This is a genomic window from Pseudomonas sp. GW821-FHT07F01 (genome assembly GCF_059418825.1).
Genome location: NZ_JBWKQO010000002.1, coordinates 57,429 through 82,668, shown reverse-complemented (window position 1 = coordinate 82,668; position 25,240 = coordinate 57,429). Strand labels below are relative to the sequence as shown.

The following is a 25,240-nucleotide window of genomic DNA, read 5'->3' as shown; positions in this document are numbered from 1 at the left end:
TGGCGGTATTCGCCGCCTGGCGGGCGTGGCAGAATCCGCGCCTTTGCCCGACAAGGAGCGTCGTCATGCTGCGTACCGTTGTGTTGTCCCTGCTGGTGCTTGGCGCCTTGCCGTGCCTGGCCGGGGAGCTGCCGGAGCTGACGCCGCTGTGGTTGCAACAGGAGGGCTGGATCGGCGCGTGCGACAACCGCCGCGACTGCCAACTGCTCTACGCGCCGAACATCGATTTTGCCGAGCGGGTCAACCACCTGACCCTGAAAGTCCGCAGCCAGGCCGGCCCCGAAGGCCTGTTGCAACTGCAACTGGAGCACCAGGGCGTGCCATTGGAACTCGGTGCATTGCGCCTGGATGGCCAGCCGCTGGAGCCCGGCTTGCTGGCGGCGCTGGTCCAGGAAGTGGAAGCCCCCGACAGCACCCGTGAACAACAGTACTACCGGGTTGATGACCAGCCCCTGGCCCGGCAATGGCTGGCGCGGCTGCGGGCCGGGCAGGTGCTGGAACTGCCGGGAGAGGAGCCGGCCCAGGTGCTGCTCAAGGGGTTGCCGGACTTGCTGCAACGGGTGGACCAGGTGCAGCAGCGCCAGGGCACGGTCAGCGCCCTGGCCGCGCCCGGCGAACAGCCGGCCAGCACGGTGCCCGGGTTGCAGCCGGCCGCGGCATTGCGCCCCTATCCCGGGGTGAAGCCCCTCGGCGCCCGAGAGCGCACCGGGCTGCTGGCGGCGGTGCGCAAAACCTTGCCGCCGGCAAAGACCGAAGATGCCGACGACTACGTCATGCCACCGCGGATCGAGGTCTATCCCCTGACCGCGCAGCAGGCGCTGGTCTTCGAGTTCTCCGATTGCGGTGCCTACATCTGCCTGTTCGATATCAGCAGCCGCTCGCGCACGGCGCCCTATGCGCTGCAGCCCCTGCAGATGCAGGCGTTGCCGGCCGGCAGCGTCGACCATGCCGGGGGCCTCAACTATTACCCCGAGACCGGCGAGCTCAGCAGTTTCCTCATGGGCCGCGGGATAGGCGACTGCGGTGAAATGGCCAGTTGGCACTTCGATGGCCAGGCCTTCCAGCTCACCGATTATCGGCGCATGCCCACCTGCAGCGGCCTGGGCTACGAAGACTGGCCGGTGCTCTGGAGCGCCGAGGCACCCAAGCGCCCCTGAGCCCCGGCATCAGGTGCAAGCTTCGCCTTGAAGCACGTTGCTCGGTTGCGCCGGTGCCGTGCCCAGCATCAGGTCCGCGGCCTTTTCGCCGATCATGATTGCCGCCGCATTGGTGTTGCCGGTGATCAGGCTCGGCATGATCGAGGCGTCCGCCACCCGCAGCCCCTGGAGGCCGTGGACCCGCAACTGGTCGTCCACCACCGCCAGCTCGTCGTGGCCCATCTTGCAGCTGCCCACCGGGTGAAACACCGTGCCCAGGTGCTGGCGGATCCATTGCTCGATCTGCTCCTGGCTCTGCACCTGCGGGCCGGGTACCAGCTCGCCCTTGAGGCGTTGGGAGAAGGCCCGGGTCGCTGCCAGCTGGCGCACCAGGCGCAAGCCGGCCACCAGCTTGCGCAGGTCTTCGGGGTGGCTGAGGAAGTTGGCGTCGATCAGCGGCTTGTCGTGCGGGTCGGCGGAATTCAGGCGCACCCGGCCGCGGCTCTGCGGGTGCATCACCGCCACATGCAGGCTGATGCCGTGGCCCACGGGGATCAGGCGCTGGGGCTGGTTCTTCAGGGCCGGGGCGACGATCAGCCCCAGTTCCGGCACCGGGTCCTCGGGCGCAAGGCGCAGGAAGGCTCCGGACTCGACGGTATTGGAGGTCAGCGGGCCCTGGCGCCGGGTCAGGTACTGCCAGGGTGAGCGGGCCAGGGGCAGCAGGCCCTTGGCGGAAATGCCGTAGCCCAGTTCGGGGTCGCTGCGGTACATCAGCACGATGTCCTGGTGATCCTGCAGGTTGAGCCCGACCCCTGGCAGCGGGTGGCGGGAAACGATCCCGTGGCGCGCAAGCTCCTCGGCCGGGCCGATGCCGGACAGCAACAGCAGTTGCGGCGAGTTGATCGCCCCGGCGCACAGGATCACTTCCCGGCGTGCCTGCAGTTGCCAGACCCGGCCGTCCTGGCTGATTTCCACACCGCTGGCACGAGTGCCTTGCAGCAACACCCGGTGGGTCAGGGTGCTGCTCAGTACCGTCAGGTTCTGCCGGTGCAGGATCGGGTGCAGGAAGGCCCGTGCCGCGCTGCAGCGCTCGCCGTTGATCTGGGTGACATGGAAGGGCCCGAAGCCTTCCTGCTCCGGGCCATTGAAGTCCGGGTTGTAGCTCCAGCCCAGCTCGGTGGCGGCCTGGTAGAACACCTGATTGACCGGGCTCGGGCTGCGCTGCTCGGCGACGTTGAGCTCGCCGTGCTGGCCGTGCCACGGCGAGGTGCCGGGTTCGAAATGCTCCGAGCGCTTGAAGTAGGGCAGCAGTTCGTCATGGCTCCAGCCCTGGTTGCCGGCGGCGGCCCAGCGGTCGAAGTCCAGGCGATGGCCGCGGATATAGATCATGCCGTTGATCGCGCTGGAGCCGCCCCAGACCCGGCCCCGGGGGCAGGGGATCGGCACGTCGCCACTGCTGGCCTGTGGGCTGAACTGGTGCATCCAGTTCCAGCGCGGGTTGGCGATCAGGCGGATGATCCCCGCCGGAGTGCGCACATAGGCGGCGGGCAGCAAGGTGCGGTCACTGGGCCCGGCTTCGATCAGGCACACCTGGACCTTGGGATCGGCGGACAGCCGGTTGGCCAGCACGCAACCGGCGGAGCCGGCGCCCACCACGATGTAGTCGAAGGTCTGCGTGGTTGTTTCACTCATCGGAGGTACCTCGTTGGCAGTCACAGAAATCCATCTCAGAGCCCCAGCAGCGAGCCGACGTCGAGGGTCACTTGCAGGCCGACGACAAAGCCGTTGCCGCTCAGCTCGCGGGCTTCGGGGTTGTAGAAGTTGTCCGGGTTGACCAGGTACTGGATGCTGGGCTCCAGGGCCAGTTGCCGGGTCAGGGCGATATGGGCGTTGGCTTCCAGTGCGTAGACATTGCGTTCGCCCAGGCGCGGGTCGCCGCCGTTGGCGATGCGGGCCTGCTGCTGGAAGCGCAGCTGGTGGTCGTTGAGGCGCAGGTAGCTGGCCTTGAGGTTGAGCTTGTCCTGGGGCCGGTCGAAGGGCGCGAGGTAGGTCAGCCCGGCCTCGGCGAACTGGCTGAAGGGCTGCTTGTCATCGGCCGCCGCCGACAGCGAACCGAACAGCAGCAGGGCCTGGGGCGCACTGTCGGTACCGGCGTCGGCACGCCACAGTGCCTGCTGGAACTTGAAGAAGGCTCCGCCGGTGCCGAAGTCCATGGCCCCGGTCAGCGGGTCCACCTGCTTGGAGGTGTTGTAGTAGCCGTTGAGCTCGTAGTGGGAGCTGTAGGCATCGCGGTTCTGGCTGCCGATGCCCAGCAGCAGGCTGGTGCCGCTGGCGTCGTCGGTACTGAAATCCAGGCCCTTGCGCTCCTTCAGGTAGTCCACCGGGTTGGACTCGAAGGCGCCGCCATGTACGTACCACTGGGGCGTCAGCTGGTATTTCAGGTAGCCGCCCCAGCTGCCGTAGGGCGGCGGCAGGATGCCGGTGGAAGAGTCGATGATCGGGTCGTTGCAGGTCACCGTGCTTTCGCAGTTGTAGATATAGAAGTAGCGCCGGGCGTTGGTCCGCCCCAGGCTCAGGTCGACCCGGCCGTCGAGCCAGGTCTGCTGGTAGGTCAGCAGGCTCAACTGGTTGCTGGTGAGGTCGTTGTGGATCGGCGCGCCGCCGAAGTAGCTGCCGGCGGCGCCCTGCCAGTTGCGCGAGGTGGGCACGCCGGTCTCGTGGTCGAGGATGAACAGCGTCTGCTCGAAGTGCAGGGCTGCGCCGTCGAGGCCGGCGAAGGTCCCCAGATCGATATCGGCACCGACGAACAGGTCGCCGCTGTTGCCGAAACTGTGGGGCCGGGGGCCCGTGTCCAGGTTCTTCATGGCCAGGCTGAGGAACTGCGCATGGGGCGTGATGCCACGGTCGGCCAGGTAGTCCCCCAGGCCGGACAGCGGGCCGGTACGCGGCGTGGGCGGCGTCTGGGCAAGGCAATCAAGGGGCAGCAGCAAGGCGGCCAGCAGCGGGCACAGCGCATAGGTTGCATTCATGTCGGGTACTCGATTCTTGTTGTTTTTGTCTTGAGTGTCGGTTGCACATCGTTTGTTCAGGCATCGGCCAGGGCCGGGGTCGGGTTGACCAGCACCTTGATCTGGCTCTTGTCTTGCAACAGCGCCTGGAAGCCTTGCTCCACCGCCTGTTCCAGGGCCAGGCAGCGGGTGACCGCCCGGCTCAGGTCCAGGCGCCCGCTGGCCAGCAGCTGGATCAGTTCGGGGTAGACGTGGCGGTAGCCGACGCTGCCGAGCAGGCGCAACTCGTTGTTCACCAGGTGGAAGGCATCGAACTGCACGTCGCCCATCAAGCCCACCAGCACCGCTTCGCCGCCCTTGCGCAGGCAGTGCAGGGCATGGCGCAGGGTCTGCTGGCTACCGGCGGCCTCAAAGGCGCTGTCGATACCACCGGCGCTCAGTTGCCGCAGGCGTGCCTGCAGTTGCGGGTCGGCGCCGTCCAGGGCCTCAGAGGCGCCGAACTCCAGGGCCAGGCGCCGGCGCTCGGGGTCCAGGTCCACGGCGTAGATCCGTTCCACCCCCCGCAACCGTGTCAGTAGCACCAGCAGCAGGCCGATGGGCCCCAGGCCGAACACCGCGCAACTGTCGCCGGCCATCAGGCTGCTCTGGTTCAAGGCGTGGTAGGCCACCGCTGCCGGCTCCAGCACGGCCGCCTGCTTGAAGCTGACGCTGTCCGGCAGCAGGTGCAGCATGTAGGCCGGTACCACCGCCTGTTCGGCAAAGCCGCCGTCGCCCATCAGGCCGATAAAGCCCATGGATTCACAGAGGTTGTACTGGCCCATCTGGCAGTACGAGCACTCGCCGCAGCGGTATTCGGGTTCCACCGCAACCCGCTGGCCCAATAGCCGTGCATCCACGCCCTGGCCCAGGGCTACTACCTGGCCGCAGAACTCGTGGCCCAGGGTCAGCGGCGCCCGGCAACCGGACAGCGGGTGAGCCACCTGCTGAGGTATGGAGTGAGGGCCATCGACGTACTCATGCAGGTCGCTGCCGCAGATGCCGCAGTAGGCGACTTGCAGCAACACCTCGCCGGGGCCGGGCTGGCGCGGTTCCAGCTGAGTCAGGCGCAGGTCGCGGGCGGCATGCCATTGCAGTGCTTTGATCATGGGTTTCCTCCCAGGCTCGGGCTGGGTGCAGGGTTGGGGCCGCGGTGCCGGCGTTGTTGGCGGGCCAGTACCGCGGGGGCGGTTTCCTTGAGGAACAGGGCCAGCACGGCGGCCAGCAATGCGCCGCCGCAGGACATCCACATGACGATCGACAGGCCGAAGCGGTCGGCGGCGAAGCCGGCAATGGTCGGAGCGATGAAGCCGCCCACCAGCTCGCCGATGCCCATGATCATGCCCAGGGCCGTGGCCATGACTTCGCGGGGCACGGTTTCCGCGGGGATGGTGGCCATGAACAGGGTGAAGCAGCCCAGGCCGGTGTAGGTCAGCAGCATCAGCACCCCGAGCATCCAGGGCGACGAGGCGTAGAGCAGGGCGATGGGACAGCAAGCGGCAATCAGCGAGAACAGCACCAGGGTCGGGCGCCGGCCGAGGCGGTCGGAGATTGCCGGCACGCCGAAGCCCCAGAGCACCCAGGCGCCTCCCAGGCAGCTCATCACCGTGCCCATGCTGGCCGGGCTGTAGTCGCGAACCTTGACCAGGAAGGTCGGGGTGAAGGAAATCAGGATGATGAACCAGGTCAGGAACACGCAGCTGATGAGGGTGCAGAGCACGATGTTGCGGCTCTTGAGCAGGGCCAGGCGATGGCTGCCACCCGGGCTGGACGGGGTGTGCGCTCGCGGTTCGTGTCGCGGTGGGTCGGGCTGCACGTAGCGCCAGATCAGCAGGGCGATCAGTAGCCCGGGAATCAGCGAAATGATGAAGGCGTGGCGCCAGCCGTAGGCTTCGGCCAGGGCGATCAGCACCGGCGGGCCGATCACCGCGCCCAACAGGCCCGCCGCCGACCCTTGCAGCAGGCCCATGTTCAGGCCACGGCGATGGGGCGAGGAGGCTTCCACCATCAGCGATTGGGAGAGCGGCAGGATCGGCCCCTCGGCCAGCCCCATGATGGCGCGGAACAGCAAAAGGCTGAGAAAGCCGGTGACCAGCCCGGACAGCGCCGAGCACAGGGAAAACAGGATCACCGCGACGATCAGCAACGGCTTGCGCACGCCCCGGCGGTCCGACCAGGCACCCACCAGGGCCCCGGACACCGCCCAGGCCAGGGCCAGGATCGACGACAGCATGCCCAGGTGGCTGTTGCTCAGTTGCAACTCGTCAGCCATGAAGGGGAACAGGAAGGACAGCGCCAGACGATCGAAAAAGACGAAACCGAAGGTCAGGAACAGCACCCCCAGCAAGGTGTTCTCGTAACCGGCCTTGTTGTTTTTATAAGCCATGGTGGTTCTCCGAAGGAGGCGTGGGCAGCGCCGGTCAGCGGAACAGGGTGTCGATATGGGCGGCGCCCAGGCCGATCTTTTCGTAGTGGGCGCGGCACATGGCGATGTAGGAGTGCACGTCGAAGTAGCCGTCGGGCTCGCCCTGTTCGTCGAGCCAGATCAGCGGGCCCTTGACGATGAAGAACACCCGCATCGGCTGCTCATGCTCATAGGCCACCAGGGTGTGGCCTTCGCCCGGGGTCTCGTAGACGAAGTCCCCGGCGGTGGCGGTCCACTCGTGCTCCAGGTAGCCCCATTTGCCGGACAGGGTGTAGGCGAAGACTTCGTGGGGGTGGTAGTGGCGGTTCACCAGCCCGGCGCTGCGGGCCAGGAGAATGTCGCACCAGCGGTTTTCGCTGGGGGAGATCCACAGTGGCCGTGAGGACACGGTCTCGGTGAAGGGCACGTACAGGCGCAGGTCCTCGCTGGCGGCGTCGGGCAGGTAGACCTCCGGCTTGGCGTCGGGCTTGAAGCAGTTGGCGATCGGTTGCAGGTCTTTCCAGAATTCACGGTGGGCGGCTTCGGGCATGGTGGGCCTCGGTTGTTGTTATGGGAGGAGCCTGGGCAGCCGGGCAGGGCGGCCATGGGGGTACGGCGCAGACTTTAGGTCGGGAGCGGGGCAAGGGTTTGCACGGATCGGACTGGTTGTTTGTCTGTTTCGGACGGCTTTTTTCCTACGGCCGATAGAGAGCCGATGACGCACTCAAAGCGACCGGGTCCCACTGCGTTTCAAGTTGACAGGCTATATAGTTCAGATGTTAATGAATGGCCGCAGCCCGCAGTGCCTGCGGCCCCAGGTGTCCGGACACTGCCTTGCCGTCCGGGGAACATCCCGCCGCCATGAGAAGAACAACAATGTCTCCATGCGCCTTGCTCGAAACCCGGCATGCCAGCACCCAGGCCGTCGACCTGGACCAACGCCTGGCCTTCTGGGAGGACTACAACGCCAGCACCCTGGTGGGGCTCAAGTGCAACTCCTACGCCGAGGGCGGTTTCGCCGCCAGCCAGGACAATCTGCAATTGAGCGCCATGCGCCTGGCCCGCATCGTCGGCAACGAACACGTGGTGGAGCGCGACACCTCGATGATCCGCGGCGTGCCCAAGGAGTCGATCTTCGTGTCCCTGGTCACCGGCAGCGGCTCGTTCTTCTACCAGGATGGCGCCTGCCAGGTGCTGGAGCCGGGGGAGCTGGTGGTCTACCGCACCGACAAGCCCTATCTGTTCGGCTTTTCCGGGGCCATGCGCCAGTTCATCTTCGACATTCCCCAGCAGCAGTTCGCCGAGCGCTGCCTGAAACGCTTCGACCGGCCTTTGCGGATCAGCGTCGGAAGCGGGGTCCAGCGCCTGTTGCTGCGCACCCTGGGCGAACGTACCCGGGGCTTTTTCCAGCAGCCCCTGTGCGCCGAGGCCGAGGCTTATCAGGAGCAGGCCTTCGAGCTTCTGGCCAGCATCATTGCCGGGCATGTGGGGGAACGGCCAATCAACGCCCTGAGCGCCTCCTACCTGCTGGCGGCCAAGCAATGCATCCATGAGCAGCTGGCCGACCCGACCCTGAGCTGCGAGCGGGTGGCGGCCCAGACCGGCATTTCCACCCGGCACCTGGCCCGGCTGTTCGCCCTGGAAGAAACGCTACCCAGCCGCTTCATCCTGGAAAAACGCCTGCAACAGGCCCGTCAACTGCTGTGCAGCAGCCAGGGAGCGGGCCTGGATATCAGCGAGATCGCCTACCGGCACGGCTTTGCCAGCCAGGCGCATTTTGCCCGGGCCTTCAAGAGCCGCTTCCAGCAAACCCCCAGTGAGGCACGCGCCCTTGGGGTAGCCGCAACCCTGGCAAGCCCGGCAGCCGAAAGCGTCGGTCACGCCTGTGGCGACAATCTCCGGGGCCTGGAGCAAGGCAACTGACCCGCCCGGGCCACACTGTTGCAGCAAGTAGCCCAGGGGAGCGGGGGAAGGATGGCCGGTTGGGCAGAGCGGCGTTCCGCTGGATGGAGCCCGGGCTCCGGGGAACGCCGTTGGTGGATGCCACCGCTCGGGTGGCGGGGCTTGCCCGTTCCGGCACCAGAGCGGGGGTCAGCGCCCGGCAGCCTCCATGGCTTGGGCTTGAAGGTCGAGCAACTGGCGTTGAAAGGTCACGAATGGCTCCTTGGGCTGTTGCAGGCGTACGAACTCCAGCATCGGGTCGGCGACGGCGGTGCGGATTCCCGACAGCGCCTCCAGGGTGGCCAGCCCGCAAAACGGTACGTAGGCCTCGGAGTAGCCGCCTTCATGCACCAGCACCAGGCGCCCTCGGCACAGGCGCTCGGCAGCATCCTTCAGGCACTGGGTCATCTCGCGGAACGAGTCACTGTGCAGCAGCATCCGCGCCAGGGGGTCCACGGCGTTGGCGTCATAGCCACAGGCGACAATGATCAGTTCCGGCTCGAAGCGCTCCAGGGCCGGTATCACGATGCGCTGCATGGCGTACAGGTAGGCGTCGTGGCCACTGCCCGGCAGCAGCGGGATATTGATGTTGCAGCCCAGGCCGGCGCCGCGCCCGCGGTCCTGTTCACCGCCATAGCCCGGAGGGAAGCAACCGTCCTGGTGCAGGGACAGGGTCAGCACGTCGGCCCGCTCCTCGAAGATCGACTGGGTGCCGTTGCCGTGGTGCACGTCCCAGTCGATGACCGCTACCTTGCCCAGTCCATGACGGGCCTTGGCGGCCTCGATGGCGATGGCGATGTTGGCCAGGAAACAGAAGCCCATGGCCTGGTCGCGGGTGCAGTGGTGTCCCGGTGGACGGGACAGGGAATAGGCGTTATCGGCTTCGCCGCTGAGCACGGCGTCCACGGCGGCCATGGCCAGCCCGGCGGACAGCTTGGCGATTTCATAGCTGCCCGGGCCCACCGGCGCCTCGTCGCCGAGGTGACCGCCACCGGCGTCGCTCAAGGCCTTGAAACGCTGCAGGTAGGCAGCACTGTGGACCCGCAGCAGGTCGTCTTCGGTGGCCGCTGCGGCGCTGCGCAGGTGCAACTGTCGGGTCAGGCCGGAGACATCCATCAGGCTTTTCAAACGGCGTTTGGTTTCCGGTGATTCGGCGTGCCCGGCGGCGGCTGGCGGCTGTACCCAGCCCCCCACCGGCAGGGTCAGGACGTGGGGGCCGCCGCTGTGCCACAGGCTGAGTTCGTCGAAGAAAAACGCGCTTTTACAGGTCATGGTGATATCCATTTTTCAGGGTGGAATTTACAACGCGACAGCGGCTGGCCCAGGCCCTCGGTGCCAGGGGCACCAGGGCACCGAGAGCGTTAGCGTGCAGGCCGGCAACTGAGTACCAGGGCCATGGACAGCAGGGTGATTGCGGCGCCCGCCAGGAGCAGCCCGCGGAAGCCGCCGCTGCCTTCGATCAGCCGCCCGGCGATGGTCGGGCCTATGGCCAGGCCGGCGCTGATCACCAGGTTGGAGGCGTTCATCAGGCGGCCGCTGCGGTCCATTTCGGCCATGCGCGCGAGGATCAGCGGCAGGATGAAGGTCCAGGTGAACTTGAACACCAGCGCCGCCAGGGCAAAACGCGCCAGTTGCGGCTGGCCCAGAAGCAGCAGCACCGAGCCGGCCATCAGGCCGTAGCCCAGCAGGAGCAGGGCGCTACGGGGCAGGCGATCGCCGAACAGGGTGGCGCACAGGGCGCCGGCAATGCCCATCAGGGTGGCGATGGCCAGCACGTCGCCGCTGGTCTGTGCCGAAAGGCCGGACTGGCCACCGATGGCGCCGATGAAGGTCCAGACCCCGCTGAGGCTGATGTAGAAGGTCAGGATGCCGAGAATCCCCAGGGTGGCCTTGGCCCTGGAAACCGGCGGGGCCTTGGCTTCATGGCTGGCGGCCTTCGCCGCGCCCGCTGGAAAGCTGCGAGCCAGGGGCAGGCACAGCAGCATCAGCAGCGCCATGATCAGGTAGCAGGCACCCAGGCCGAAGCGCTCGAAGAGCATGGGCAGCAGGCTCAGGCCGATGGCCCCCAGCACCAGCTGGCCCATCACCCAGAAGCCGTAGGCGCGACTGGGGTTGGGGCTGGCGGCGGCGCTGGCCAGGCAGATGATCATCAGCGAGCCGCCGGCCAGGGCACTGCACGAGCGTGCGATCAGCAGCAGCGAATAGTCATTGGCGAGCATCGACAGCAGGTTGGCGAGGATGAACAGCAGGGCGCTGCACAGCGCCGCGCGGCGCCAGTCGATGTGTTTCAGCCACCAGATGGCGGGCAGCGTGGCCAGGCTCATGGCCCCCAGCTCGGCGGAAAACAGGTCGCCGATCTGGGTCGGGCTCAGTTGCCACTGGCTGGCCAGTTGCGCGGCAATGGCCGGGGCCGTCAGCAGCACCGCGGGGGTGATGGCGGCGAACAGCACGATGGCCGCCTGGAGCCCGAGGGGCTGGCGGGTGATCGGCGGGTTCTGGCTCAAGGCGGGGTTCTGGGTGTTCATGGACAGGCTCCTAAGGCAAGGGGGTCAGAACACATGGACCAGGCGCAGCAGGGCGTCGGTGCCGGCAAAGCCGTTCTGGGTGGCGACGTTCTGCGACAGGCCGAACATCAGCTGGTTCTGCTTGTCCAGCCAGTGGCCGAGCTCGAACCCGACCTGGGTGTAGCGCTTGTGGGTGTCGTCGATGCGCCGGTCGTTGATCCGCAGTTCGCCGCCATCGGCGTGGATCAGGCGCAGGGCACCATAGGTGGCGGGGGTGAAGTCGTAAGAGGCGAAGGCCTGCAGGCGGTAGAGCGGGTCCTGCTTGAGGTCGCTGCCGAAGTAGTCGTCGTTGGTGCCATAGAGCTGGGCTTCCAGGTTGGCCTCCAGCACCCACTTTTCCCCCAGGCCCTGGGTGTAGTTGTAGACAAAGGTCGCGCCCCAGCGGTTGGCCCCGGGGGAGACGTCGGGGTTGCGCCCGTGGTACTCGCCCACGGGCAGCGTGATCAGGGTCAGCAGGCCGCTGTAGGTGCGGGTTTGCGGCTGGTTGATGAAGAACAGCGTGCCGCCCACCTGGGGGTCGCCAAAGCCGCTTTCGCCGGTGTGGCGTTCGGCGCCGGGCAGGCGCGCGTCGATATCGGCGAAGGGCACGATGAACTGCGGGGTACAGAGGGTGCCGCACAGGTCGCTGAAGAACACTTGGCGGTAGGCCATGGCATTGACTCGCAGCTCGGCCTTGCCCGTGCTGTCGGCCGGGCCGTGGAAATCACCGGCGCGGGTGGCGGGCAGGTACAGCACGCCCAGGCTGGTGCCCGCTGGGGCGGCGAAGAAGTCCCGGGCATTGAGGTCGGCGGCGTTCAGTGAAAGGCTGGCCAGGGTAGCCGTCAGGGCCAGGGTGATGCGGGGCACGGGCGTGGTCATGGGCGGTGCGTCTCTTGTTGGAGTTGTTGTTCGGCGAACGGCTCGCCGGCACACGGCAGGGGCTGGAAAAAGGGCAAAGGCTGCCCGTGGCCGTCACATTCGACGGCACTGGTCAAGGGTGGTCAGGGGGCGGAATCAGCCGGGAGGGGCATGCAGCAACTGGGCGATGCGGGCCTTGTCCTTGACCCCGAGCTTGCTGTAGATGGCCCGAATGTGATGGCGCACGGTGTTGGGCGACATGCCCAGGTCCCGGGCCACTTCCTTGTAGGTCTTGCCTTCGCCGAAGCACTGGGCGACGGCATTTTCCCGTGGGCTGAGCCGGGGCAGCAGGTTGCGGCTGCGGGCCGCCAGGAGGCAGAGGTCGCCTACCGCCGAGGACTCCACCTGCAGGGACTTGCCTTCGAAGCCGCCGGGGTCCAGCGCCATGGGCAGTTGCGGGCCGCTCCACTGCGGCCATTCATGCAGCAGCAGGTCGACGAAGCCGCGTTCGGCGCATTGCAGCACGCCGCGCTGGTCGCACACGGCCAGGGCCAGGTTGCGCGGGCCGGTGAGCTTCTCGCGCATGGCCACCAGGGTGCGGATCTGGTTGGCCGACACTGCGGCCACCAGGTGCAGCATCAGGTTGTTCAGCAGGTGGCAGTCGCCCTGGTTGAAGCGCGGCGCTCCCGGGGCGCGGTACAGCGCCAGGTGATTGTTCAGGTGGGTGTGGGGGTCGATGTGCACCACGCACAGCAGTTCGCCGATGTTGTACTGGCGGCCCAGCCAGTTGAGGCCGGGGCCGTTGTCCGGATCGGCCATGTCGACGATCACCGCCCGGCCCGGCACCTCATGGACCCGGCTCACCGTGACATCGATGTGGCGGATCGATTGCCAGTCCGGCAGGTAGCTCGGTGGCAAGCGGTACAGGTAGCAGCTGTGTTCATCCGGCAGGCCATCCACCAGTGCGGCACGGCCCCACCAGGCGCTGTCGAAAGGTAGGAGCCTGCTGATGCGCGCCAGTGCATGCTGGTGCAGGTTTTCGATGTCCCTGTTCTGCGCCAATTGCTGCAGTTCAAGGGTCAGTTCGCTGAAGGCCTGCAACAGGCTGGCCGGGGCACGCTCGGGGTGGTTCATGGGTCTGTACCTCTGTGCGACGTTGTTATTGTTTTCGTCACGGAAGGGGTTTGGGACCGGTACGTCAGGGGACGTGGGCAGGGCCTGGTTCGAGTATCGATGGCTTGGAAGAGCCGCGCCATCCTACAGATGCAGGAGGTGGCCCTTGGCCCGGATGCCGGCGGGCATCCAGGCGCGGGAAATGACGGCCAGGAGGGAAGGGTTCAGGCCGCCCGGCAAGGGTGGGCCAGGCGATGGAAGCAACGGCTGAAGTACACCAGTGAGTCGCCGTGCTCCAGCACGCCGATTTCATCCAGTTCCACCAGCATTACCGAGTGCGTGCCGATTTCCTGGACCTCGGTGATGCGCCCCTGCAGGCTGGCCAGGGCGCCCTCCAGCACCGGCAGGGCCTGCAGGCCGTCGCGCCAGGGGTGCAGGCCGAAGCGCTGGTCCATGGCCACGCCGGTCATGCCGGCAAAGTGCCGGGCCACTTCTTCGTGTTCGCCGCTGAGAACGTTGACGCACAACCGCCCGTTGCCCTTGAACACCGGGTTCAGGGCGCTGTTGCGGTTGACGCAGACCATCAGGGTCGGCGGGCTGTCGGTGACCGAGCAGACCGCCGTGGCGGTGATACCGCAGCGGCCGGCGGGGCCGTTGCTGGTGATGACGTTGACCGCTGCGGTCATGTGCGCCATGGCGTTGCGAAAGGCGAGTTGCTTGGGATCGAGTACAGACATGACGAATTCCTCATGGACGCAGGGCAGCCGGGTGTCTGGCTGCCAACGCGGGGCTGACGGCGGACTTGGCCTGTAGGAGCCGGCTTGCCGGCGAAGCGGGCCTGGAGGCTTGTGGTGCTCTGGCGGGCGTCTTCGCTGGCAAGCCAGCTCCTACACAAGCCAGCTCCTACACACGCTGGCTTCGTGGCTATTGGCGGATGCGGTCCAGCATGTTGATGTCATCCGGGTTGCTCAGGTGCGGCACGGTCCAGCCGTCGAGGTCGTAGTCCCCCAGGCACTTGTCCACCAGGTCGGTCATGGCTTTCATCGAGCCGCTGGCCTGGGCGTGGCGCAGGCACTGCATGCGGATCTCGTCCTGGCTGCCGGCGTAGTTGATCTCGTACAACTCGTGGCGGCCGCCGAATTCGGTGCCGATGGCGTCCCACAGCAGCTTGAGGATCTTGATCCGCTCCTCGTGGCCCATGCCCCCGGAGCCCCGGCAGTAGGTGCCGAGGTACTGGTTGAGCACCGGGTCCTTGAGGTCGCGGGAGCCGGAGGGCAGGTAGATCAGGCCGCTGGCCACCACCTGCTCGATGATCTTCTTGATGTCGGTGTAGGCCTGGGGCGCCAGGACCCGGTAAGCCTGCAGCGCCTGGGTACTGGGCAGGTAGACACCGTTCATCCATTCACTGGCGTTGCCATGCATGGCGTCGGTCAGGGACCAGAACAGGTTGCGCCAGGCCACCACTTCGCCAACCTGCGCCTGGACCCCGCGAAACTCCAGGGAACCGGTGCATTGCAGGGCCTTGACCAGCAGGCCAGTGATGAAATCGAGCTTCACCGCCAGCCGGGTGCAGCCCTGCATCGGGAACAGGCGGCCGAACCCGCCCTGGGGGAACCATTGGCGGCAGCGCTCGAAATCGCGGTAGATCAGCACGTTTTCCCAGGGGATGAACACCTTGTCCATGATCAGGATCGCGTCGTTCTCGTCGAAGCGGCTGGACAACGGGTAGTCGAAGGGCGAGCCGGTCATGCCGGCCTGCAGTTCATAGGAAGGGCGGCAGATCAGCTTCATGCCCCGGGTGTTCATCGGTGCGATGAACATCAGGGCGAAATCGGTGTTGTCCCCCAGCAACTGGGCCGAGCCCTGGCCGACGAAGTTGTAGTGGGTCAGGGCCGAGTTGGTGGCCACCACCTTGGCGCCGCTGACGATGATCCCGCCCTCGACTTCCTCGTCCACCGAGATGAACACGTCCTTGACCTGATCCACCGGTTTGTCGCGGTCGATGGGTGGGTTGACGATGGCGTGGTTGAGGTAGAGGCAGGCTTCCTGGATGCGCTTGTACCAGGTGCGGGCGTTGTCTGCGAAGCGCCCGTAGAACTCCGGGTTGGCCCCCAGGGCGCTGCCGAAGGCGGCCTTGTAGTCGGGGCTGCGGCCCATCCATCCATAGGTCAGGCGCGACCAGTCGGCGATGGCGTCGCGCTGCTGGCGCAGTTCATCGGGGCTTTTCGCCGAACGGAAGAACTTGTGGGTGTAGCCGCCGTTGCCGGTGTCGGTGTCCCAGCACAGTTGCTCCTTGGTGGCCGGGTCGTGCAGGGCGTCGTACAGGCGGGCCATGGAGGCCGCGGAGTTGCGGAAGGCCGGGTGGGTGGTGACGTCCTTGACCCGGTCGCCATAAATGTAGATTTCACGGTCGTCGCGCAGGCTGGCCAGGTATTCGGCACCGGTCAGCGGGCGGTCGGTTGCGGCACGAAAGTCTTCAGGTTTCATATCCAGTCTCAGCGTTGTTTTTATTGACTGGGGCCATGATGGGCAGCCGCGGGAATGGACTAAATGGCTTTTCCGGCGAATGAATTGCACTTTTCATAGGGAGGCGGGTGGCCGGAGCCAGGGTCGAAAACGGTGGCTGAGGGGCGATGCTGTAGCGCTTTATCGATTCACTTCGCGTTGTGTTGTCTCAGCAGTGATACACCGGTCACATTCAGAAATATTTTTAACAATCAGCCATATGAAAGCTCAAGTTCGGCCGATATCTCTGACAGGCCCGCGGACTTCCAACAGCGCGGCGCCCCACGTCGGCACAGCCCCTGATGCGCCGACGGCTCAACGGCATGGATGCCTGTCGCCCGTTCTCCCTCGAGAGTCGTCCTATGTCCTTGCGTAACCTGAATATCGCCCCTCGTGCTTTCCTCGGTTTTGCCTTCATTGCCTTGCTGGTCGTGGTGCTGGGGGTGTTTGCGGTCAATCGCATGGCGGTGATCCGCGAAGCCTCGGTGGACATGGAAAGCAACCAGCTGCCCAGTGTCGGCTTTCTCGGCAACCTCACCGAGAACGTGCTGCGCCTGCGGATTCTTTCCTTCCGTGTGCTGGTGAACCGCGAGCCGGCAGGCTTGGCAGAAGCCCAGACGCGCATCGGCGTGCTGGTGGACAACGCCAGAAAGGCCCAGGCCAGCTATGCGGCCTTGCCGGCGGGGCCGCAGGAGGCTGCGCTGTACAAGACCTTCGCTACGACCCTGGACAACTACCTGCAGGCGCAGAACGAGATGCTCGAACTGTCGCGCCAGAACAAGCTGGATGAAATGCGCAGCCTGATCAATTCGCGGATCAAGGAAGGCACAGACCAGATGGGCGAGCAGCTGAACCAACTGATCGCGATCAACGCTGCTGATGCCAGGAGCGCTTCCAAGGCTGCCGGCGAGCACTACAGCAGCGCCATCGCCGGGATTGTGGCGGTGGCTGTGCTTGCCGCGCTGCTGACCATTGTTCTGGCGCTGTTGCTCACCCGCAGCATCGTCACCCCCCTGAACAAGGCCCTGAATGCCGCGCAGGTGATCGCCGGCGGCAACCTGCGCCAGGCCATCCAGGTCGATGGCAAGGACGAGCCGGCGCGGCTGTTGCAGGCCCTGGCCGAGATGCAGGCCAGCCTGCGCCGCACCATCGAGCAGATCGCCGGCTCGGCGACCCAGCTGGCCTCGGCCTCGGAAGAACTCAGCGCGGTCACTGAAGAGGCTTCCCGCGGCTTGCAGCAGCAGAACAACGAGATCGAACAGGCGGCCACCGCGGTCAACGAAATGACCGCCGCGGTGGAGGAGGTGGCGCGCAACGCGGTGTCCACTTCCGAGGCTTCCCGGCAGTCGACCCAGGCCGCTCGCGAAGGTCGCGACCGGGTGGTGGAAACCGTGGACGCGATCCAGACCATGACCCACGACGTGCAGAGCACCTCGGTGATGATCGAAGGCCTGGCGACCCAGGGCCGGGATATCGGCAAGGTGCTGGACGTGATCCGGGCCATCGCCGAGCAGACCAACCTGCTGGCCCTCAACGCGGCCATCGAGGCGGCTCGTGCTGGTGAGGCCGGGCGCGGCTTTGCGGTGGTGGCCGACGAGGTGCGGGCCCTGGCCCATCGGACCGCCCAGTCGACCCAGGAAATCGAGAAGATGGTGGCCGGCATCCAGAACGGCACGGGCGACGCCGTGGAGTCGATGCAGCAGAGCAACCAGCGTACCCAGAGCACCCTGGAACTGGCCCGCGCCGCGGGTGTGGCCCTGGAGCAGATTGCCGAATCCATCAACCAGATCAACGAGCGCAACCTGGTGATCGCCAGCGCCTCGGAAGAGCAGGCGCAGGTGTCCCGCGAGGTGGACCGCAACCTGGTGAACATCCGCGACCTGGCCACCCAGTCGGCGGCCGGGGCCAACCAGACCAGCGCCGCCAGCCATGAGCTGTCGCGCCTGGCGGTGGACCTGAACGCTCTGGTGGCGCGTTTTGTGATCTAAGCGTCCAACGGCGCTGGCGCTCGCTCGACGAGTGCTGCGCCAGCACCTAGGGTTCTGGCTGAAGCATCTTTCATGGAGAAAGCGATGCGCTATTCAGCCCTGACCCAACGGATTGCCGGAGAAGGTTCCGCCGCCTGGGATATCCATTACCGAGCTTTGGCCTTGCGCGAGCAGGGGCGCGATGTGCTGTTGCTGACCATCGGCGATCCGGATTTCGACACCCCCCGGCCGGTGGTCCAGGCGGCCATCGACAGCCTGCTGGCCGGTGACACCCACTATTCGGATGTGCGCGGCAACCTGGCGTTGCGCAGTTGCATCGCCCGTTGCCACCACCAGCGCACCGGGCAGATCGTCGATGCCGAGCACGTGGTGGTGCTGCCGGGGGCGCAGTGTGCGGTGTTCTCCGTGGCCCAGTGCCTGCTCGACCCGGGGGACGAGGTGCTGGTGGCCGAGCCCATGTATGTCACCTACGAAGGGGTGTTCGGTGCCTGTGGCGCCACCGTGGTGCCGGTGCCGGTACGGGCCGAGCAGGGCTTTCGCCTGGACCCGCAGGAAGTGGCGGCGCGCATCAGCCCGCGGACCCGGGCCATGCTCATCAACAGCCCCAACAACCCCTCCGGGGCCAGCCTGTCCCTTGACGACTGGCAGGTCCTGGCGCGGTTGTGCATGGAGCATGACCTGTGGCTGGTTTCCGACGAGGTCTACGGCGACCTGATGTACGAAGGCCAGCACCTGAGCCCGGGCGGTCTGCCGCGAATGGGCGGGCGCACCGCCACCATCAACAGCCTGTCCAAGTCCCATGCCATGAGCGGCTGGCGGGTGGGCTGGGTGATCGCTCCGCCGGTGCTGGCCGGGCACCTGAGCAATCTGGCCCTGTGCATGCTCTATGGCCTGCCGGACTTCATCCAGAATGCGGCAGTGGTGGCGCTGACCCGCGAACTGCCGGAACTGCCACGGATGCGCGAGGAGTACCGCCAGCGCCGCGACCTGGTGTGCACGCTGCTCGGGCAGTGCCCGGGCTTGCGGCCAGTGCTGCCCGATGGCGGCATGTTCGTCATGGTCGACGTACGCCGCACCGGGCTGGGCGCCCAGGCGTTCGCCGAGCGACTGCTGGAGGGTTATGGGGTTTCGGTGCTGGCGGGCGAAGCCTTCGGCCCCAGCGTGGTCGGGCACATCCGCATTGCCCTGGTGCTGGACCGCGAACGGCTGGCCGAAGCCTGCCGCCGCATCGCCCAGTGCACCGCGCAACTCCTGGCCCTGTAGGAGCCGGCTTGCCGGCGAAGAGGTCCCAGAGCCCTGCATCGCCCTTGCCGACGCTTTCGCTGGCAAGCCAGCTCCTACGGTGCAACGCAACGCCGAACGTACCTTGCGTAGGAGCCGGCTTGCCGGCGAAGAGGCCCTTGAGTCTTCCATCGCCCTTGCCGACGCCTTCGCTGGCAAGCCAGCTCCTACAGAGGTGGGGCGCTTTCGGGGGTTAGAAGCGCAGGGTCGCGCCGGTGGTCAGCCAGCGATCGCGGTCTTCGGTCAGGTGCTGGCCAACGATCAGGTCCAGGTCCAGGTGCTGGCCCAGGTGCAGGCGCGGGCCGGCCTGCCAGCCCTGTTCGCCGCCGCGTTGGCCGTAGCGCTCGGCAATCAGGGTCAGGCTCTGGGCCAGGTCGTACTCCAGCCCGCTGCCCCAGGCCCAGCGGTGGCTCTGGTCGCCGTCGTCATAGGCGTGGGCCCAGCCGGCATTCAGGTTCAGGCGCAGGCTGGCAACAGGGCTGAAGGTCAGTGGCAGGGCGAGGTCGCCACCGTCGAAGCTGTGGCTGCGGTTCAGGGCCCAGTGGGCGGAGCCGGCCAGGGCCAGTTGCAGGCCCAGGTCTTCACGGTCCAGCAGGGCCAGCTTGACCTGGGGGCTGAGCTGGGTCTCGCCCTGGCCGTCGGCCTGCTGGCGCTGCATCGCGGCCCCCAGTTGCACCCAGGGCAGTTGGCTGAAGGTGCAGGCCGGGGCCACCACGCTGGTGTGGCTGGAGCCCTGGTGGCGGGTGCTCTGGTACCAGACATCGACATTGCATTCCCCGGGAGCGTTGATGGCGCCGTCGTCCACCACGTAGGCGCCGCCGGCGGCCTGGGCCTTGGAGCACAGGGCCAGGGTGGCGGTCGCGCTGGCGGTGAGGGCGAGGAACAGCAGGTTGCGCTTGAGCATGCGGATTTTCGCGGCAGGCAGGGGGTGGCCAAAGGCGCTGGAACGCGAGGGGCGATGTGGGGTGTGCTTGGACATGGCGGATCTCGTTCTGGGTTGGGGCACCGGTGCATCTGGCGTGCGGGCCGGTGCAGAGGGTGGCGGCTTGGGAGGCTTACTGGTCGGCCATCGACAGAACCTGGATCTGCCGGGCCCGGGCCTGGGCCAGCAGTTCTTCGGTGTCTTCCCCACCGGGCAGGGCGAGGACGATGTCGGGGCGGCTGTCGGCCAGCATGAAGGCGTTGCGCAGACGTTCGGCGTGCTTGCCATGGCGTTGCCAGTTGGGCGGGTAGCGGACGATGTCGGCACCGATGTCCCGGGCCCAGTCCTCGATATGGGCGCCGAGGAACTGGCTGCCGCCATGAATCACCACGCGGGTTTCATGCAGGCGCTGAAAGGCGTCGAGGACCTGGCGGCACCGGCGGTCGTCGGCGTAGTAGCGGCCGGCGCAGATCAGGACGCGCATGGGCTGTTCTCCTTTACCGGGCTGATGCTGGTCTCGCTGGGCAGCGGTTCGTTGAGGTAAGCGTGCTCGATGTCCCGTTCACCGGCGCGCTCCAGGGCCGGGTAGGCCAGGGCGGCGATGTGGTGGTGAACCCGCCGGTAGTCGCGCAGCAAGCGCTGGAAAATGTCCCCGGATTCGGCCCAGGCGCCACGGTCTTCGCGCAACTTGCGAAAGTGCTCGCGGCTGGCGGCGGCTTCCAGGCGCCGTACGTTTTCCTTGCGCGCCACCAGTTGGTGGGCGGTGGGCAGGTCTTCGCGCAGGAACACGGTGATGGCCAGGCTCAGGCTGTCCAGCAGTTCCTGGTGCAGCGGGTACAGGGTGCTCAGCTCGAACTCGGAAAACGGCTCGCCACGGCGCAAGCGCCGCGCGGCCAGGTGCGCCAGGCTGGTGGCGAGAATGTCCCCGGCGTGTTCCAGGTTGATCACCAGCAGCAGGATTTCCTGGGAACGGTCGGCATCCTGGTCGCTGATGCCTTCCTTGCCGATATCCGCCAGGTAGGCGCGGATCGCCGCGCTGAGCAGGTCCAGGGACTGATCGATATGGCGCACCTGATCGGCATTGGCCTGGTTGGCGGTGCGAAACAGCTGCAGCACCCGGTCGAGCATGCCCGAGAGCATGTCGGCCATGCGCAAGGCTTCGCGGGCGGCGTTGGACAGGCCGATATTGGCCACTTCCAGGCCGGCTTCGTCCAGGTACAGCGGCATGCCCGGGTCGGTCACCGCGGCCGGGGCCGGCAGCAGCCGGGTCAGCAGCTTGGCCATTGGCCCGGTGAAACCGATGAACAGCAGCGCCAGCACCAGACTGAAGGCGGTGTGCAGGGCCACCACCAGCAGTGCCGGAGGCAGTTGCTCGATGACGTGCCACTGGCCCAGGGTGGCGATCCAGGGCATCAGCAGCGCCGCTCCCGACAGGCGTACCAGCAGGTTGCCCAGGGGCAGGCGCCGGGCCACGTTGCCGCTGGCGCTGAGCAGCGAGGGCAGGGTGCTGCCGAGGTTGACCCCCAGCACCAGGGCCATGCTGGTGGCCGGCGACAGCAGCCCAGTGCCGGCCAGCGAGGCGATCAGCAGCACCACGGCAACGCTGGAGTGGCACATCCAGGTCAGCAGCAGCGCCACCAGCAGGGCCAGCAGCAGGTCGCCGTCGAGGCTGGTCATCACCAGCTGGAACACCGGGGTGCCTTCCACCGCCCCCAGGGTCGCGCCGAGCATGCCCAGGGCCAGCAGCATCAGGCCCAGGCCGATCAGTGCGCAGCCGATGCTTTCAAAGCGCGAATCGTCCCGCAGGCGAAAGCACAGGAAGCCCGCCAGCAATGCCACAGGTGCCGCCAGCGAGAGGTCGAGGCTGAGCAACTGGACCACCAGGGTCGAGCCGATATTGGCCCCCAGCATCACCGCCAGCGCCGGGGCCAGGCCCAGGGTGCCGGCGGCGGTGAAGGAGCTGGCCATCAGGCTCACCGCAGTGCTGCTTTGCACCACGCCGGTGATGCCGACGCCGCACAGCAGCGCCAGCCAGCGGTTGTTCAGGTGTTGCCCGAGCCAGTGCCGCAGCGGGCTGCCGAAGCCCCGCAGGAGTGAGCCGCAGATCATCTGCGAGCCCCACAGCAACAGCGCGATGGCGCCGGCCAGGTTGATCAGAAGAGTAGTGCCCGACATGAGTATTCTCCCGGGACTGTGACAGGTTTCAGGCAATCGCCAGGCGCAGCGAGGCGCGAGTGATGGCGGCGCTGAACCCCAGCAGGAAACGCATTTCAACGGCGCTCAGCAGGCCCCGCACATAGAGGCGGATGCTCAGGCGGGCGAGCAGCCTGGCGCAGGCGCACAGGCCGCAGACCAGCAAGGCCTTCAGGCCGCGTTGCAACAGCGAAAAAGGTTTGAAAAACATGGCGATGCTCCTTTCGGGCGAACAGCGTCGCCGTCGACAGGGCGCTGGCCGCGCCGACGGTGGCATCGTTGGTTTGCTGTATCTGGTGCGACCGCCCCGTGGGGCGGTCGCACCGGGCTCAGGCCCTTAGAACCACTGCTTGAAGCGGCGGATGTACAGGGTCTTCATGGTCTGGGCGACCACGCAGTAGCTGAGCAGGGTACCCACCAGCCAAGGGAAGTATTCCCATGGCAGCGGCACCAGGCCGACCATGCTGCCCAGAGGCGAGAAGGGCACATAGATACCCAGTGCCATCACCAGGCCCGTGGCGAGCATGACCGGCAGTGCCGCGGTGCTCTGGATGAACGGGATCTTGCGGGTGCGCAGCATGTGCACCACCAGGGTCTGGGAGAGCAGGCCTTCGATGAACCAGCCGGACTGGAACAGGGCGGCCATTTCCACGCTGTTGGCGGCGAACACGTACCACATCAGGGCAAAGGTGGTGATGTCGAAGATCGACGAGGTCGGCCCGATCCACAGCATGAAGCGCCCGATGTTCTTGGCGTCCCACTTGCGTGGCTTGCTCAGGTATTCCTTGTCCATCTTGTCCCACGGCAGGGCCAGCTGGGAGAAGTCGTACATCAGGTTCTGCAGCAGCAGGTGGATCGCCAGCATCGGCAGGAACGGAATGAAGGCACTGGCCACCAGCACCGAGAACACGTTGCCGAAGTTGGAGCTGGCGGTCATGTTCAGGTACTTCATGATGTTGCCGAAGGTCTCGCGACCCTTGATCACCCCTTCCTCCAGCACCATCAGGCTCTTTTCCAGGAGGATGATGTCCGCCGATTCCTTGGCGATGTCGGTGCCGCTGTCCACCGAGATGCCGACGTCGGCATCGCGCAGCGCCGGGGCGTCGTTGATGCCGTCGCCGAGAAAGCCCACGGTGTGGCCGTTGGCCTGCAATGCCTTGAGCACCCGGGACTTCTGCAGCGGGGTGAGCTTGGCAAATACCGTGCGCTCTTCCACCAGGCGCCCCAGCACTTCGTCGTCCATGCGCTCGATGTCACGACCCAGCAGCGGCTCGCCGACTTCCAGGCCGACCTCGCGGCAGATCTTCGCGGTGACGATGGCGTTGTCACCGGTCAGTACCTTCACGGTGACGCCGTTGTCGCGCAGGGCGGCAATCGCCGGGCCGGCGGTTTCCTTCGGCGGATCGAGGAAGGTCAGGAAGCCTTCGATCACCAGCTCACGTTCGTCGCTGGCGCTGTACTGGTTCTTGATCTGGTCCCGGGCGATGTCACGGGTGCCCACCAGCAGCACGCGGAAACCGTCGCGGTTGTAGTCTTCGGCCAGTTGCAGCAACTCGGCACGCAGGGCAGCGTCGATGGTCTGGGTGACACCGTTCTTGCGGACCCGGGTGGCGGTTTCCAGCATTTCCTCCACCGCGCCCTTGCACACCAGCAGGTGGTGGCCGCGGGCATCGGCGAGGATGACCGACAGGCGGCGCCGGACGAAGTCGAACGGCAGCTCATCCACCTTGCGCCAGGCGGCAGGCGGGGTGAAGTGCGGGTTCTCCTCGGCGAAGCTGACCACTGCGCGGTCCATCAGGTTCTTCATGCCACTCTGGTGGTAGCTGTTGAGCCAGGCCAGTTGCAGCACTTCATCGCAGCGGCTGCCGCTGATGTCGACGTGATGTTCGAGGATGATCCGGTCCTGGGTCAGGGTGCCGGTCTTGTCGGTGCAGAGCACGTCCATGGCACCGAAGTTCTGGATCGCGTTGAGGCGCTTGACCACCACCTTGCGCTTGGCCATGGCCGAGGCGCCCTTGGCCAGGTTGGCGCTGACGATCATCGGCAGCATTTCCGGGGTCAGGCCGACGGCCACTGCCAGGGCGAACATGAAGGCTTCGGCCCAGTCGCCCTTGGCGAATCCGTTGATCAGCAGAACGATGGGCACCATCACCAGCATGAAGCGGATCAGCAGCCAGCTGACGCTGTTGACCCCGCGGTCGAAGGCGGTCTGGGTGCGGGAGCCGACGATGGAGCGGGCCAGGGAACCGAAGTAGGTGCGCGAGCCGGTGGCCACGACCACGGCGGTGGCCGTGCCGCTGACCACGTTGGTGCCCATGAAGCAGATGTTCGGCAGGTCCAGCAGGTCTTGCTGATCGGCGGCCTGGGCGGTGGCGGACTTTTCCTGGACGGCGCCCAGGGTGTCGTACTTTTCAACCGGCAAGGCTTCGCCGGTGAGCACCGCCTGGCTGATGAACAGGTCGCGGGATTCGATCAGGCGGATGTCGGCAGGGATCATGTCACCGGCGGACAGCTGGATGATGTCGCCCACCACCAGGTCGCGCATCGGCACTTCACGCACCCGGGCCTGCATGCCCATCTGCTCGCGGCGCAGTACGGCGGCGGTGGTCCGTACCATGGCCTTGAGCGCTTCGGCGGCCTTGGCCGAGCGGTGTTCCTGCCAGAAACGCATCAGGCCGCTGGCCAGCACCATCACCAGGACGATGATGACCCCGGTGAGATCGGTTTCTTCGCCGGCCTGCAGCGGCAGCCAGAAGTCGGTGAAGAAACTGATACCGGTCAGGGTCATCAGCACATAGATGAAAGGGTTGTTGAAAGCCTGGAGCAGCTGCACCAGAGCGTGTGGCGGACGGTCGTGGGCGACCTCGTTGTGGCCGTCCCGTTGCAGGCGGCCCTCGGCATCCAGTTCAGTGAGGCCGGCGGTGGTGGAGTTGACGTTGGCCAGGGTGACGGCCAGGCCGTTCTGGGCTTCGCGGGCGGCACGCATCGACAGCTTGTTGCTGTCACTGGTGGCGCTGGTGTTGCGGGAAGTTGGGGTTTTTACAGTCATGGTCTGTGCTCCTGCCGCCTGCTTGCGGCACGACACAGCAACACTCAACTAATTAAAGGCGAGCGAAAACATGTCGAGCCGCAGGTTAGCGATCGATTTTGATCTTGGCGTTTTTCAGGTTTTAACGTTCGCTGCCCAAACAATGAAGTTGTATGGGCAGCGAACCTACTACTGGCCTCTTCCATAACTTTCTCCAGTAACTTTATTAACTGACAGGCACTAGCACGCCGCCGAACTTAAACTTTTAAAGTTCGTTTGCAAAC

Annotated in this window: 20 protein-coding genes; 4 read left to right on the top strand and 16 right to left on the bottom strand. The window is 66.3% G+C overall.

Annotation, left to right across the window (positions count from 1 at the left end; genetic code table 11):
* Nucleotides 1-65 precede the first annotated feature (65 nt).
* On the top strand, nucleotides 66-1,157 hold the full coding sequence (locus AC07R1_RS06575; protein WP_495110307.1) for a DUF1176 domain-containing protein: 1,092 nt from the start codon (nucleotides 66-68) through the stop codon (nucleotides 1,155-1,157).
* A 9-nt stretch (nucleotides 1,158-1,166) separates the two neighbouring features.
* Here AC07R1_RS06575 and AC07R1_RS06570 read toward each other — a convergent pair whose 3' ends face one another.
* From AC07R1_RS06570 to AC07R1_RS06550, 5 genes are read right to left on the bottom strand one after another with little or no spacing between them, the layout of a single operon-like run.
* Complete coding sequence (locus AC07R1_RS06570; RefSeq protein WP_342403727.1) at nucleotides 1,167-2,828, bottom strand: GMC family oxidoreductase; 1,662 nt, start codon at nucleotides 2,826-2,828, stop codon at nucleotides 1,167-1,169.
* 35 nt (nucleotides 2,829-2,863) lie between these two features.
* Nucleotides 2,864-4,165, bottom strand: a complete 1,302-nt coding sequence (locus AC07R1_RS06565) for a carbohydrate porin (protein ID WP_495110306.1) — start codon at nucleotides 4,163-4,165, stop codon at nucleotides 2,864-2,866.
* Between the two features lie 56 nt (nucleotides 4,166-4,221).
* Nucleotides 4,222-5,286 (bottom strand): 2,3-butanediol dehydrogenase, encoded by a 1,065-nt coding sequence (locus AC07R1_RS06560; RefSeq protein ID WP_495110508.1) that lies wholly within the window; start codon nucleotides 5,284-5,286, stop codon nucleotides 4,222-4,224.
* Nucleotides 5,286-6,566, bottom strand: a complete 1,281-nt coding sequence (locus AC07R1_RS06555) for an MFS transporter (protein WP_495110305.1) — start codon at nucleotides 6,564-6,566, stop codon at nucleotides 5,286-5,288. The genes AC07R1_RS06560 and AC07R1_RS06555 overlap by 1 nt, the downstream gene beginning before the upstream one ends.
* A 34-nt stretch (nucleotides 6,567-6,600) precedes the next feature.
* Entirely contained in the window at nucleotides 6,601-7,134 is a 534-nt protein-coding gene (locus AC07R1_RS06550; RefSeq protein WP_495110304.1) for a 2,4'-dihydroxyacetophenone dioxygenase family protein, read from the bottom strand.
* Nucleotides 7,135-7,460: 326 nt separating this feature from the next.
* Between AC07R1_RS06550 and AC07R1_RS06545 the strand changes: the two genes are divergently transcribed.
* Entirely contained in the window at nucleotides 7,461-8,507 is a 1,047-nt protein-coding gene (locus AC07R1_RS06545) for a helix-turn-helix domain-containing protein (RefSeq protein WP_495110303.1), read from the top strand.
* A 168-nt stretch (nucleotides 8,508-8,675) separates the two neighbouring features.
* Here AC07R1_RS06545 and AC07R1_RS06540 read toward each other — a convergent pair whose 3' ends face one another.
* From AC07R1_RS06540 to hpaB, 6 genes are all read right to left on the bottom strand, one after another.
* Nucleotides 8,676-9,797: a class II histone deacetylase gene (locus AC07R1_RS06540; protein WP_495110302.1), complete on the bottom strand. Its 1,122-nt coding sequence runs from the start codon at nucleotides 9,795-9,797 to the stop codon at nucleotides 8,676-8,678.
* A gap of 89 nt (nucleotides 9,798-9,886) precedes the next feature.
* A complete protein-coding gene (locus tag AC07R1_RS06535) occupies nucleotides 9,887-11,050 on the bottom strand; it encodes an MFS transporter (RefSeq protein ID WP_072450166.1) in 1,164 nt (387 codons plus the stop codon).
* Nucleotides 11,051-11,074: 24 nt separating this feature from the next.
* Nucleotides 11,075-11,947, bottom strand: a complete 873-nt coding sequence (locus AC07R1_RS06530) for a transporter (RefSeq protein ID WP_015635863.1) — start codon at nucleotides 11,945-11,947, stop codon at nucleotides 11,075-11,077.
* Between the two features lie 135 nt (nucleotides 11,948-12,082).
* Nucleotides 12,083-13,060, bottom strand: coding sequence for a helix-turn-helix transcriptional regulator (locus tag AC07R1_RS06525; RefSeq protein WP_011061640.1), 978 nt, complete (start codon nucleotides 13,058-13,060; stop codon nucleotides 12,083-12,085).
* Nucleotides 13,061-13,263: 203 nt separating this feature from the next.
* Nucleotides 13,264-13,776 (bottom strand): 4-hydroxyphenylacetate 3-monooxygenase, reductase component, encoded by a 513-nt coding sequence (gene hpaC / locus AC07R1_RS06520; RefSeq protein WP_011061639.1) that lies wholly within the window; start codon nucleotides 13,774-13,776, stop codon nucleotides 13,264-13,266.
* A gap of 187 nt (nucleotides 13,777-13,963) precedes the next feature.
* Nucleotides 13,964-15,526, bottom strand: coding sequence for a 4-hydroxyphenylacetate 3-monooxygenase, oxygenase component (gene hpaB, locus AC07R1_RS06515; protein ID WP_015635861.1), 1,563 nt, complete (start codon nucleotides 15,524-15,526; stop codon nucleotides 13,964-13,966).
* Nucleotides 15,527-15,906: 380 nt separating this feature from the next.
* On the opposite strand from hpaB, the gene AC07R1_RS06510 reads away from it, so the two are divergent.
* Together AC07R1_RS06510 and AC07R1_RS06505 are read left to right on the top strand one after the other, a co-directional pair.
* Nucleotides 15,907-17,532: a methyl-accepting chemotaxis protein gene (locus AC07R1_RS06510; protein ID WP_495110301.1), complete on the top strand. Its 1,626-nt coding sequence runs from the start codon at nucleotides 15,907-15,909 to the stop codon at nucleotides 17,530-17,532.
* Nucleotides 17,533-17,616: 84 nt separating this feature from the next.
* Entirely contained in the window at nucleotides 17,617-18,795 is a 1,179-nt protein-coding gene (locus tag AC07R1_RS06505; RefSeq protein ID WP_053158905.1) for a pyridoxal phosphate-dependent aminotransferase, read from the top strand.
* A 211-nt stretch (nucleotides 18,796-19,006) separates the two neighbouring features.
* Here AC07R1_RS06505 and AC07R1_RS06500 read toward each other — a convergent pair whose 3' ends face one another.
* The 5 genes from AC07R1_RS06500 to mgtA form a co-directional block, all read right to left on the bottom strand.
* A complete protein-coding gene (locus tag AC07R1_RS06500; protein WP_495110300.1) occupies nucleotides 19,007-19,792 on the bottom strand; it encodes a PA4824 family protein in 786 nt (261 codons plus the stop codon).
* Nucleotides 19,793-19,868: 76 nt separating this feature from the next.
* Complete coding sequence (locus AC07R1_RS06495; protein WP_041752297.1) at nucleotides 19,869-20,219, bottom strand: DUF2493 domain-containing protein; 351 nt, start codon at nucleotides 20,217-20,219, stop codon at nucleotides 19,869-19,871.
* On the bottom strand, nucleotides 20,207-21,910 hold the full coding sequence (locus AC07R1_RS06490) for a Na/Pi cotransporter family protein (protein ID WP_495110299.1): 1,704 nt from the start codon (nucleotides 21,908-21,910) through the stop codon (nucleotides 20,207-20,209). The genes AC07R1_RS06495 and AC07R1_RS06490 overlap by 13 nt, the downstream gene beginning before the upstream one ends.
* Nucleotides 21,911-21,938: 28 nt before the next feature.
* Nucleotides 21,939-22,139, bottom strand: a complete 201-nt coding sequence (locus tag AC07R1_RS06485) for a hypothetical protein (protein WP_019095481.1) — start codon at nucleotides 22,137-22,139, stop codon at nucleotides 21,939-21,941.
* A gap of 126 nt (nucleotides 22,140-22,265) precedes the next feature.
* A complete protein-coding gene (gene mgtA, locus AC07R1_RS06480; RefSeq protein WP_047287087.1) occupies nucleotides 22,266-24,977 on the bottom strand; it encodes a magnesium-translocating P-type ATPase in 2,712 nt (903 codons plus the stop codon).
* Nucleotides 24,978-25,240: the final 263 nt, after the last annotated feature.

What these genes read in the sequence shown, in the direction of transcription:
- hpaB (WP_015635861.1), bottom strand. Translation starts at nt 15,526, where the DNA reads ATGAAACCTGAAGACTTTCGTGCCGCAACCGACCGCCCGCTGACCGGT.
- AC07R1_RS06555 (WP_495110305.1), bottom strand. Translation starts at nt 6,566, where the DNA reads ATGGCTTATAAAAACAACAAGGCCGGTTACGAGAACACCTTGCTGGGG.
- AC07R1_RS06510 (WP_495110301.1), top strand. Translation starts at nt 15,907, where the DNA reads ATGTCCTTGCGTAACCTGAATATCGCCCCTCGTGCTTTCCTCGGTTTT.
- AC07R1_RS06530 (WP_015635863.1), bottom strand. Translation starts at nt 11,947, where the DNA reads ATGACCACGCCCGTGCCCCGCATCACCCTGGCCCTGACGGCTACCCTG.
- AC07R1_RS06505 (WP_053158905.1), top strand. Translation starts at nt 17,617, where the DNA reads ATGCGCTATTCAGCCCTGACCCAACGGATTGCCGGAGAAGGTTCCGCC.
- mgtA (WP_047287087.1), bottom strand. Translation starts at nt 24,977, where the DNA reads ATGACTGTAAAAACCCCAACTTCCCGCAACACCAGCGCCACCAGTGAC.
- AC07R1_RS06525 (WP_011061640.1), bottom strand. Translation starts at nt 13,060, where the DNA reads ATGAACCACCCCGAGCGTGCCCCGGCCAGCCTGTTGCAGGCCTTCAGC.
- AC07R1_RS06545 (WP_495110303.1), top strand. Translation starts at nt 7,461, where the DNA reads ATGTCTCCATGCGCCTTGCTCGAAACCCGGCATGCCAGCACCCAGGCC.
- AC07R1_RS06500 (WP_495110300.1), bottom strand. Translation starts at nt 19,792, where the DNA reads ATGTCCAAGCACACCCCACATCGCCCCTCGCGTTCCAGCGCCTTTGGC.
- AC07R1_RS06570 (WP_342403727.1), bottom strand. Translation starts at nt 2,828, where the DNA reads ATGAGTGAAACAACCACGCAGACCTTCGACTACATCGTGGTGGGCGCC.
- AC07R1_RS06490 (WP_495110299.1), bottom strand. Translation starts at nt 21,910, where the DNA reads ATGTCGGGCACTACTCTTCTGATCAACCTGGCCGGCGCCATCGCGCTG.
- AC07R1_RS06540 (WP_495110302.1), bottom strand. Translation starts at nt 9,797, where the DNA reads ATGACCTGTAAAAGCGCGTTTTTCTTCGACGAACTCAGCCTGTGGCAC.
- hpaC (WP_011061639.1), bottom strand. Translation starts at nt 13,776, where the DNA reads ATGTCTGTACTCGATCCCAAGCAACTCGCCTTTCGCAACGCCATGGCG.
- AC07R1_RS06535 (WP_072450166.1), bottom strand. Translation starts at nt 11,050, where the DNA reads ATGAACACCCAGAACCCCGCCTTGAGCCAGAACCCGCCGATCACCCGC.
- AC07R1_RS06495 (WP_041752297.1), bottom strand. Translation starts at nt 20,219, where the DNA reads ATGCGCGTCCTGATCTGCGCCGGCCGCTACTACGCCGACGACCGCCGG.
- AC07R1_RS06550 (WP_495110304.1), bottom strand. Translation starts at nt 7,134, where the DNA reads ATGCCCGAAGCCGCCCACCGTGAATTCTGGAAAGACCTGCAACCGATC.
- AC07R1_RS06575 (WP_495110307.1), top strand. Translation starts at nt 66, where the DNA reads ATGCTGCGTACCGTTGTGTTGTCCCTGCTGGTGCTTGGCGCCTTGCCG.
- AC07R1_RS06485 (WP_019095481.1), bottom strand. Translation starts at nt 22,139, where the DNA reads ATGTTTTTCAAACCTTTTTCGCTGTTGCAACGCGGCCTGAAGGCCTTG.
- AC07R1_RS06565 (WP_495110306.1), bottom strand. Translation starts at nt 4,165, where the DNA reads ATGAATGCAACCTATGCGCTGTGCCCGCTGCTGGCCGCCTTGCTGCTG.